A 9551-nucleotide genomic window follows, 5' to 3' on the forward strand; every position below is an offset into this window, starting at 1 on the left:
ATAAATTTATGTATGCAAAAATGGCGTGGTGGTGCGAGGCGAGATTTCTTGGGCGATAGTGTCAGCGAAGCGTTTGGCGAGGAAATCCTCTATCCCGGCGCGCCCTATCATCGCCGCATTATCCGCGCAAAACTCTAGGGGGGCAAGGTGTAGGCGCATGCCATACTTGTCGCAAAGTGCTTGTATCGCGCTACGCAAGGCTAGGTTGCTGCTGGCACCGCCGATTATCGCAAAATCTGAAAAGTGGGCGGCGCTCGCGGATTCTGCGTGATTTGCGCCGATAGAATCTGCGCTAGCAGAATCGATAGAGTCGATAGGGCTACTAGAATCCACGCTGGCAGAATCTATTTCGTCGTGCGATTTTTCACGCATCGCGCCTTTTTTATTGTCTTTTTCGCCACCTTTTTCATGGCCTTTTATCTGCCTAAAATACCGCTCGAGTTTGTCGCAAATATGCGCGATCGCTGCGTGCTGGAATGATGCGCTGACAAATGCTTTGTCAAAAACTGCAAGCGCTTGCGCGCTGGATTCTAGCGAGTGCAGGGGCGCGTTTTTGGATTCTGCTAAGTCTTTGGGCTCTAGCGCATTTTTAGATTCTAGCGATTCTATCAGCAATCGCGTGGCGTTTTTTAGCCCAGAGAAGCTAAAGGCTAGCTCGCGCTTGTTTTTTAGCGGGACAGGCAGACTAGCTAGTGGTGGATTTACAAGTGGTGATTTTTGCGGATTTGACAAACCCACATCCGCGCTAGATTCTGATGCGCTAGATTCTGATGCGCCAGCCTCATAAAGCTTGGCATAGCGCTCGATGATAGGACCGCCGGGATAGCCAAGCCCCAGCATTTTCGCCACTTTATCAAAGCTCTCGCCAAAGCTATCATCCATGCTTTGCGCGATGATCTCAAAATCCGTGGGGCTGTGCGCGCAGATGATTTGCGTGTGCCCGCCAGATACGAGCAGCGCGCCCATGGGGAAAATCGCGCGCGGCTTGTCGATGAAAAGCGAGTAAAAATGCCCGATGAGGTGATTTACGCTGATTAGCGGGATTTTGAGGCTCAAAGCCAGCGCTTTTGCCATCATAAGCCCTTCGATGAGGCTGACAGAAAGCCCGGGCTCGGTGGTGATAGCGATAGCCTTTAGTTTGGCAAAGCCGCGAGAATCTTTTTTACCAAAATCTGCCTCGTTAGAATCCTTTTTGCTGGAATCTATTGCACTAGATTCTGCCCCCAAACTATTCGCACTAGAATCCACTTTTTTAAAGTTTGCACCAGAATTCACCCCTTCAAAACCTTCGCCAAAATCCGCCCCTTCAGAATCCCCATCGCTAAGCCCTTCCAAAAACTCCTTCGCACGCGCCAAAATCAAAGGCAAATCTTTGGCATGCAGCCTCGAGGCGATCTCTGGGACGACGCCGCCATGCTGGCTGTGCGCGCTGTCTTGCGAGATTTTCTGGTGAAAAAGCAGCTTTGCGCTCGCTATCTCGGTGATAGCGATAGAGCTGTCATCGCAGCTGCTCTCGATGCTTAAAATCATTTGGCGTCCTTTATTTGTGGTACTTTTTAGGCTTTGGCGTGGATTCTGGCGCACATTATATCAGAATATTGGGTAAGCATTAACATTAGCTAGCTAGAATCCGCTTTATGCCTTGTCTCAAGGCTATATCTCAAAATAAGGACAACACATGAAAAAGCTTCTTGCTACAAGCTCTATCCTAGCGCTTATCCTAACCGCCGGCGTCGCCAAACCATACAACATCGACAATTCTCACTCTGCGGTGAAATTCCAAGTCACGCATATGATGATTAGCGATGTTGATGGCGCGTTTAACGAGTTTAGCGGCAAAATCGACTTCGATGAAGAAAGCAAAACGCTAAAAGCGCTCGAAGGCGAAGTGGCTATCAAATCCATAGACACCAAAAACGATGCGCGCGACAAACACCTAAACGCAGCGGATTTCTTCGATGCGGCGAAATTCCCCAAAGCAACGCTTGTGATGAAATCGCTAGAAGGCGACAAGCTCACTGCTGATGTGACTCTACGCGGCGTGACAAAGCCAGTGGTGTTTGATGTGAGCGTCAAAGGACCTGTGGAAAATCCAATGACAAAAAAGCAAATCATCTCTGTAAAGCTTGAAGGCAAAATCAACCGCAAAGACTTCAAAGTAGGCAGCGGCACAGCAAACGCAATCGTAAGCGATGAAGTAGAAATCAAAGTGCAAATCGAAGCGGGCGAGAAATAATTATTTGCACTAGTTTTTTAATTTCTGACTTTAGGCCAGCCTTAAATCTTTTGTGTTTGATGCTATATCGTTGATTTTGGGTTGGCTTGCACCACCAAGCCCTCGATCTTATTAAATCTTTATATTGGTAGAATCTGGCAGGTCAATATGCTAGATTCTATGCCACTAATTTTCTTGATTAAATATTTATATTTTACCTAGTTTTTAATCCGCAAAATAGTTTTTAATTTGCGCTTATTAAGTATTGATATAGCTTTAAATCATTGCTTTGGTGATCCTACTCGCTTATCGCGCGGAGGAATTCCTTTTTGCTGTATTCGCGCATTTCTTGAAAGCTTGGCAGTGCTAGATCTCTTGTCAGCACATCATCATCGATCTCGCTATCAAGGAATTGCACCACTTCGCGATTGTGCTTGAGCGCGACTTTGCCAGATAGCGACATTTTGTCATTGCCAGTGATTGGATTTTTCATAAGATTATATACCTTGCCTTCAATCCTAGCCCAAGTCATCTTACTCACAAGCCCCACATCATCGCGGATTCCGGAGTTATACGCATAGCTTCCCACGCCAAAGCATAGGAATTTGGTGGGATTGTAGTCATGCATTTTGCACCACTCATAGATATCGCGCGCGCGCTCGGTTGTGATCGCATCGCCATAGATGATACGCACCTTATCTAGCCCAAAATACCTATCCACCAAGCGAATCACACCCAGCCTCACGCGCTCATCATCTGCTTCTGCATCGCCGGTTAGGATTTTGAAAGGGTCGCCAGAATCCGGGCGGATGACGATAGGATGCGCGCGATGCTGTATCATCTCATAGGCTTCTTTATCATCATGCAGGGCTTGGATGATAGCCCATAGATTCCAAGTATCCGAGACGATAGAGACCATAGAGAGCGGAAACTCGCGCATAATGCGTTTGAATGTATCTAGCTCATTTTGCTCGCCGCCTAGACACATCACGCTATGCTCGCTTGCAGGTATCGAGCCGATATGTGAGACATCCGCGCCGTAGTTATCGCAGACATTTTTCACAGCCATGATAGAATCCGTCCCGCTAAAAAACAGCAGATGCCCCATCGCAGAGGCGTAGCAGTCTGCCACGCCATTCATCCCGCGCTGTGAGAAGTCGTGAAAATTGTAGCTTTCATCGATGTATTCATGCGCGCAGTCGTATTCGATGCGCTTGAAAAGCGCTGCTTTTGTCGCGACAAAGCAAGCTTTCCAAAGCTCGGAGTTTAGGTAAGTCTCGATGAAATTCACAAACCAGCAATGCTCGCTTTGGCTGCATTCTATGGTGATGATTGGTGTGTTTTGGCGGATGAAGGTGCCTTCTGGCAGCGCTTTGAAAGAGATTGGCATAGTGGGGGGCAAATCTAGCCATTTTTGGATAAGCACATCATAGGATTTTTGCGTAGAATCTAGCTTCATAAAATCGCGATACAAAAAATCCAGCGCCTTTTTCAGCTCCGCTTTGTCTGTGCGCGCAAACTCCTCATACAGCCGCTCTAGCTTGACAATAGCCTGCCGCATGCCAAACGCCACGATATGCCCATTTAGCGCACTCAAATCAAGCCCGGGATAGCGGCAATAAAGCACGCTATACACCTCCTCCACGCCTTTGGGATACATCGCTGCGTGCGTGTATTTGTAGCAATCCGCGATAAAAAGCAACTCTGGGTATTTCATATTTTCTCCTTGGAATCTTGCGAGATTTTCGCGCAAATTTTGCTAGCTAGATTCTGGTGCGCCCAAATTGTCGGGCTAGATTTTTGGGCTAGATTCTAGTGTGCGCTAGATTTTGCTAGCTAGATTCTAGTATCTAGCCTAAGTCAAGCGTATTTCAAGCAAGCGTGCTTATCGCACTTCTTTGATTCTAGCAGCCTTGCCTTTTCTATCGCGTAGATAATACAATCTCGCGCGGCGCACGCGTCCTACGCGCAATACTTCGATGCTTTCAAGACTTTGGCTATAAAGTGGGAAGATTTTTTCCACGCCGATGTTGTTCGCGCCGATTTTGCGCACGGTAAATGTCCTATCTACGCCATTTCCGCGGATGCAGATACACACGCCTTCAAAATATTGGATTCTCGTTTTGTCGCCTTCCACGATCCTGATGCCTAGCTTTATCGTGTCGCCCGCTTTGAATTGTGGGACTTTTTTGTCTTGCAATTGCGCTTTTTCGAAGCTTTCTATATAGCGATTTTTCATCGTTTGCCTTTCTATAAATTATTTTTGGCTTTGTGTCGCCCAAACAAATCTGGTCTAAAATAGCGGGTTTTGCATAGGGCTAAGCTATTTTTCAAAGTGGCGATTTTAGCGTGATTTCCCTTTGAATACTCTGAAGGTGGCGATAATTTTGCAAATTTTTCACCGCTCGCGTTGGCGCGCGCAAAAATCGGCGCTTCGAGCAAATCGCGCTCAAAGCTTTCGCCCTTCAATGACTCGCTATTTCCCAGCACGCCCGGAATCTGGCGCGCGATGCTATCGCAAAGACACAGCGCACCGAGCTCGCCGCCTGTCATGATGAAATCGCCCGCGCAAAACACCTCATCCGCGCACGCCTCGATAGCGCGCTCATCGATCCCCTCATAGCGCCCGCAGACAAAGATAATGTGGGGTTTGCGCGCTAGGCGGATGGCGTCGTTTTGGCTAAATCGCGGGGCGCTTGGGGTGAGGAAAATGATGTGGAGTTTTGGATTCTGGGACTGGGTTGGCGTAGTTGTTTTGGTGGTTTGGCTTAGCTGGTTTGCTTGGCCGGTTTGGTTTTCTTGTTTTGCTGCGTGCGCTTGGTTTGTCGCCGCTATAGATTCTGCGCTGGTTTTTTCTAGCCATGCAAGCGCGCTATTTATGATATCTGCGCCTATCACCTGCCCGGCACCCCCGCCGACTTGCGGAAAATCCACGCTTTTATACGCATCGGTGGCAAAATCGCGCGGCTGGATGGTCTGGATATGGATGAGGTTTTTTTCGCGCGCGATTTTTAGGATAGAGTCTTGGAAATAGCCCTCGATGATGCGCGGAAAAAGCGTGATAAAGCTAAAAGTCATCGTTGTGTCGCTTCGTGTTTGTGGGATTTGCCTAGCTAGATTCTAGCAAAAGTTTGGCGTTTTGCGTGAAAATCACGCCTTTGGATTCTAGGCGCGCAGAATCTATTTTGCTAGAATTTGTTTGGCTAAAATCTGCTTGAGTAGAATCTATTTTGCTGGAATTTATTTCATCAAAATTTCTTGGGCTAGAATCTTTTGGACTAGAATCCGCATTTTTAGATTCTGCTTTTTTGGCTGGGGTTTTTGCGCTCTGCTTGGTGGGCGCGCTGGATTCTGCATCTGCTAGATTCTGCGCTTTTGCGCTGTTTGGCGCGCTTTCTTCTAGCTGCACGCCTATCACATACGCATCGATATAGGGGATCATAAATGTTTTGGCTTTGGGCTTTTGGCGCTTTTTTGTCGCGCTGGCGTTATTTGTCGCGCTAGAATCTGCTTTGGCGCAAGCGCCTAGAGAATCCACCACAGCCCCCACAGCCTCTACAATCAAATAATCCACCGCGCCTATGCGCTCTATATCGCGCACCACGCCTAGCTTCTCGCCAGCCTCTATCACATCAAGCCCGATGATGTCAAAGTAAAAAAACTCGCCCTCTTTCAGCTCGCAATGCGCGCGCGTATCCTGCTCGCTAGCCCACAGGCGGGCATTGACAAACGCCTGCGCGCTCTCTTTGGAATCTATCTGCGTAAATGAAATATGATGCTTGCCGTGCTTTGATGTGAAAGTCTTGATAGTAAGCAGCGCGTGCGTGCGGTCTTCCATAAGCGTGATGCCGGACTTCAAAAATGAAGCAAAATCGCTAGAGATATGAAACAAAAACTCGCCATTTACGCCTATGGTTTTGCCGAGTTTGCCTACTTCTATGTTGTAATGCTGGGTGTGGCGTTGCATGTGGTTTTGTGCGTGATTCATGTGGTGGTTTTGTGGAATTTATGCGTCATTTTATCAAGCTATTTTGGAGCCGCTTTTGCAAAGCCCTTGCAAAAAATATTTTACAAAACATTTCGCAAAAACACTTCACCAAAAAGCGCCTCACAAATAGCACTTCACAAAGCCGCGATTTGCGCGCAGCGCGCCTGCCACTGCTTATTGCTCATTTGGATGGACAGTGATTTTATAAGTCATGCCATCTTTTGCCTTGCAGCCAGAGACAAAAGTCTTTAGTGCGGCTATCATCCTGCCATCTTTTCCTATCACTCTTCCCATATCCTCTACCGATACAAAAACATCCAAAAAGCACATTTTTTCTTCTTGTGAAATGCGAGAATCTATAGATACTTTTTCAGGAAATGCGACAATCTTTTTTATATAAGTCTCTAAAAATTTTTCAACCATTATAAAATCCTTAGCGCAATGAGCGCGGCTAGAGCCACCGCTATCGCGCAATCTTTAGCCTAGAATCTATTTTTGTTCAGAAAGCTTTGCTACGCGCTCGCTCATTTTCGCGCCCACGCCTTTCCAATACGCCAATCGCTCGCTATTTAGCTTTATCGTCGCTGGCTTTGTTAGCGGGTTGTAATAGCCGATAGATTCTATCCAGCCGCCATCGCGTCTTTTGCGAGAATCGGTAACTACTACGCGATAAAAGGGCTTTTTCTTGCGTCCCATGCGTGTCAAGCGGATTACTGTTGCCATATTTACTCCTTGATATTTTCATAAACAAAACGCGGATTATACACACAAAAATATATTTTTACCCTTAAAATTTATAAATATGCGATATATTTAAAGTAAATTACCAAATAAAATATTGCCCTAGTGCTTTTAAGACATAAATAAAGAACAAAATCGAAAAAATATACCAAAAATAAACCATAAAAATAACTATCTCAAATATTTTATAAATTTTAACTTGTCAAAAAACTAAAAAGCAGTAGTACATTAGATTCCAAAATTCGCTATAATCATGCCACACTAAACTAAAAACCCAAAGATGTTTGACATCTAAGCTTTAGCAAAGCAGCAAAACCAAAATCTAAAATTAATCCAAAAAATGCGCGCGCTTAGTCTAGCCACATTACACTATAAAGGAAAAGGCCAAATGATAATAATCCCCGCAAGACTCGCTTCTACAAGATTCCCGCGCAAGATATTAGCAGATATTGGTGGGCTTCCCATGCTTATCAAAACCGCGCAAAATGCGATGAAAAATGATGAAGTTTGCGTGGCGTGCGATGATGAAAGCGTGCTGGAGGTATGCAAACTTCATGGCGTGCGCGCGGTGATGACAAGTCAGAGCCATCAAAGCGGCACAGATAGGTGCAATGAAGCAGCGCAGATTCTAGGGCTAAGTGATGATGAGATTATTATCAATATCCAAGCGGATGAGCCGTTTTTGGAGTCGCATGTGATAGAGGCGCTACAGGGTGTGATGAAGCGCGGGGCGTGGATGGGAAGCTGTGCCAAGCGCATCACGCAGGCGCAAACGCTTGATCCAAACCTCGTAAAAGTCGTGCTAAATAGCGCAAATGAGGCGATATATTTTTCGCGCTCGATTATCCCTTATGATCGCGATTATAATCTCTCGCGGGGCAAAAATGCAGAATCTAAAAGCACAGAATCTAGCAAAGTAGAATCTAAAAATGCAGAATCTAAAAAAGCGGATTCTAGCACTATAGATTCTAGCGCGGCAGAATCCATAGCAAGCAGCGCGCAGTATTTGGGGCATCTGGGCGTGTATGGGTATAGCGCAAGGAGTTTGAAAGAGTTTTGCGCGCTGCCTTCAAGCACCGCTGACTCGCCACTAGAGCATATCGAGAAGCTAGAGCAGCTAAGGGCGATATATCACAAAAAGCCAATCGCTATGACGATAGTGGCGACTGAAAGCGTAGGGATCGACACGCCAGAGGATTTGGAGCGCGCGCTTAGGCTTTTTGGCGCATAGCGGGCAAACAAGGGCGAAGCTGAAATTTTGGCGTAAAATTAGCGCAAAATTGAGGTGAAATTGGCATGAAAATAGCGCAGAAATCCTGCAAAAATTAGAGCAAATTTGTGCCAAATTTGCGAAATTTATATTGAGCTAGGCGCAAAAGGCACGCAAAATGCTTTAGCCTAGTCAGAATCCAAGCTAGATTCTAGCCGCGCCAAGCTGTCAAATCCCGCGCCAAAGCGCGTAAAAAGCGGTTTTTAAGTAAATACGCTTTAGAATTTGCATCTTGGTATCACGATTTAAGGAAAAATTATGCATATATTTCTGACAAGCAGCATCCGCAAAAACCTAAGCGCACGCAAAATCCCAAGTGCGCGGAAAATCATAGGCGCACGCAAAATCTTGCACGCAAAGGCAGTGCAAAAAGGCGCTTTGGCATGCGTCGCGCTGGCGGTTATGGTGCTATTTAGTGCCTGCTACAAGCTCCCCACGCCCACCAAAGAAGCGATAAATGTGCAAATCTATCGCGGCAAGGCATCTTTGCAAGGCTGCGCGTATGTCGCAGAAGCCTCCGGCGTGGTGAATACCAAAGGCTATGGCGTGAAGCTGCTCGATGCTATCGGGGGCGCAGAAAACGACCTACGCAACAAAGCCGCAAAATACGGCGGCAACGCGGTGCTCGTGCTACACACAGAATCTAGATATCTAGGCGCGAATTATAATTTCAAAGTGGGGCTCACCGGCGAAAACATATCCAACAAAATCGATGAATACATAATCTATGGCGAAGTCTATCGCTGCAACTTCTAGTGGGAATCTGATTAAGTTCTAGGCGACATTTAGATTCTATTAGATTCTAGATAGTGACAGCTTTTAGGCTTCAGTTTTTGTTAGCTTTGGAAGCCATAGAGCAACTTAAAATCTCGCTGTCTTGATTTTTAGCAAAATAGACGTGCTTATTTTATGCTATCACAAAAGACTTCTTTTAAAAAATGCAACCATTGCAGGCTTACTTTATAAACTTCTTGTAAGATGCTTTAAGGAATGGAATTTTAGCAAACATACTTCGAATGCGCATATAGTTTTTTGCAATTGACAATACATCTTCCTGGGATTTCCATATGTAATATGCTGCAATATATATGGGTTTTCCAGAAGAAAAACCTTGTTTTGTAAGCATATCTTGTTTGTCCTTGTGGATAAAGATTAAGATATTTTGTCTGTAGCACCAATCAATAGATGCATCTCCTAAAATCCTCTCGCGCAAAATATCAAAACACACAAAGCCTTCTTTTTCAAAAATATCCGCCCAGTAGGCTGGTGGCTGCTCATTTACATGATGTGTGCCACCTTGATAGGGAATAGCAGCAGAAAAAAGCACAATATCAGAA

11 protein-coding genes are annotated in these 9551 nt (G+C 45.8%); 3 read left to right on the top strand and 8 right to left on the bottom strand.

Features of this window, described 5'->3' with window-relative positions; translation table 11 throughout:
• Positions 1-6 precede the first annotated feature (6 nt).
• On the bottom strand, positions 7-1530 hold the full coding sequence (locus BKN38_RS11700) for a hypothetical protein (RefSeq protein ID WP_066457529.1): 1524 nt from the start codon (positions 1528-1530) through the stop codon (positions 7-9).
• 148 nt (positions 1531-1678) lie between these two features.
• On the opposite strand from BKN38_RS11700, the gene BKN38_RS03525 reads away from it, so the two are divergent.
• Complete coding sequence (locus BKN38_RS03525; protein WP_066457527.1) at positions 1679-2236, top strand: YceI family protein; 558 nt, start codon at positions 1679-1681, stop codon at positions 2234-2236.
• Between the two features lie 277 nt (positions 2237-2513).
• Here BKN38_RS03525 and BKN38_RS03530 read toward each other — a convergent pair whose 3' ends face one another.
• The 6 genes from BKN38_RS03530 to rpsP all read right to left on the bottom strand — a co-directional run bounded on the left by BKN38_RS03530 (position 2514) and on the right by rpsP (position 6926).
• Entirely contained in the window at positions 2514-3932 is a 1419-nt protein-coding gene (locus BKN38_RS03530; protein ID WP_066457521.1) for a nicotinamide phosphoribosyltransferase domain-containing protein, read from the bottom strand.
• Between the two features lie 168 nt (positions 3933-4100).
• A complete protein-coding gene (rplS, locus tag BKN38_RS03535) occupies positions 4101-4454 on the bottom strand; it encodes a 50S ribosomal protein L19 (protein ID WP_066457519.1) in 354 nt (117 codons plus the stop codon).
• Between the two features lie 11 nt (positions 4455-4465).
• Positions 4466-5293, bottom strand: coding sequence for a tRNA (guanosine(37)-N1)-methyltransferase TrmD (trmD, locus tag BKN38_RS03540; RefSeq protein WP_066457516.1), 828 nt, complete (start codon positions 5291-5293; stop codon positions 4466-4468).
• Positions 5294-5324: 31 nt separating this feature from the next.
• Complete coding sequence (gene rimM, locus BKN38_RS03545; protein WP_066457512.1) at positions 5325-6203, bottom strand: ribosome maturation factor RimM; 879 nt, start codon at positions 6201-6203, stop codon at positions 5325-5327.
• Between the two features lie 174 nt (positions 6204-6377).
• On the bottom strand, positions 6378-6626 hold the full coding sequence (locus BKN38_RS03555; RefSeq protein WP_066457545.1) for a KH domain-containing protein: 249 nt from the start codon (positions 6624-6626) through the stop codon (positions 6378-6380).
• 66 nt (positions 6627-6692) lie between these two features.
• Entirely contained in the window at positions 6693-6926 is a 234-nt protein-coding gene (gene rpsP / locus BKN38_RS03560; RefSeq protein WP_066457503.1) for a 30S ribosomal protein S16, read from the bottom strand.
• A 406-nt stretch (positions 6927-7332) separates the two neighbouring features.
• On the opposite strand from rpsP, the gene kdsB reads away from it, so the two are divergent.
• Entirely contained in the window at positions 7333-8175 is an 843-nt protein-coding gene (gene kdsB, locus BKN38_RS03565; protein ID WP_066457500.1) for a 3-deoxy-manno-octulosonate cytidylyltransferase, read from the top strand.
• A gap of 297 nt (positions 8176-8472) precedes the next feature.
• The gene (locus BKN38_RS03570) at positions 8473-8970 is read left to right on the top strand and encodes a DUF4156 domain-containing protein (protein ID WP_066457497.1); all 498 of its coding nucleotides are present in this window, start codon (positions 8473-8475) and stop codon (positions 8968-8970) included.
• 199 nt (positions 8971-9169) lie between these two features.
• Here BKN38_RS03570 and BKN38_RS11000 read toward each other — a convergent pair.
• Positions 9170-9551: hypothetical protein (locus BKN38_RS11000; protein WP_218117788.1), on the bottom strand; the 382-nt coding region annotated here is incomplete at its 5' end.

This window comes from Helicobacter sp. CLO-3 (assembly GCF_001854545.1).
Taxonomy (GTDB): Bacteria; Campylobacterota; Campylobacteria; order Campylobacterales; family Helicobacteraceae; genus Helicobacter_B.

Bases quoted from the DNA above. Each gene is read 5' to 3' on its own strand.
- BKN38_RS11700 (WP_066457529.1), bottom strand. From the start codon at position 1,530: ATGATTTTAAGCATCGAGAGCAGCTGCGATGACAGCTCTATCGCTATC.
- kdsB (WP_066457500.1), top strand. From the start codon at position 7,333: ATGATAATAATCCCCGCAAGACTCGCTTCTACAAGATTCCCGCGCAAG.
- rimM (WP_066457512.1), bottom strand. From the start codon at position 6,203: ATGAATCACGCACAAAACCACATGCAACGCCACACCCAGCATTACAAC.
- BKN38_RS03525 (WP_066457527.1), top strand. From the start codon at position 1,679: ATGAAAAAGCTTCTTGCTACAAGCTCTATCCTAGCGCTTATCCTAACC.
- BKN38_RS03530 (WP_066457521.1), bottom strand. From the start codon at position 3,932: ATGAAATACCCAGAGTTGCTTTTTATCGCGGATTGCTACAAATACACG.
- BKN38_RS03555 (WP_066457545.1), bottom strand. From the start codon at position 6,626: ATGGTTGAAAAATTTTTAGAGACTTATATAAAAAAGATTGTCGCATTT.
- trmD (WP_066457516.1), bottom strand. From the start codon at position 5,293: ATGACTTTTAGCTTTATCACGCTTTTTCCGCGCATCATCGAGGGCTAT.
- rpsP (WP_066457503.1), bottom strand. From the start codon at position 6,926: ATGGCAACAGTAATCCGCTTGACACGCATGGGACGCAAGAAAAAGCCC.
- rplS (WP_066457519.1), bottom strand. From the start codon at position 4,454: ATGAAAAATCGCTATATAGAAAGCTTCGAAAAAGCGCAATTGCAAGAC.
- BKN38_RS03570 (WP_066457497.1), top strand. From the start codon at position 8,473: ATGCATATATTTCTGACAAGCAGCATCCGCAAAAACCTAAGCGCACGC.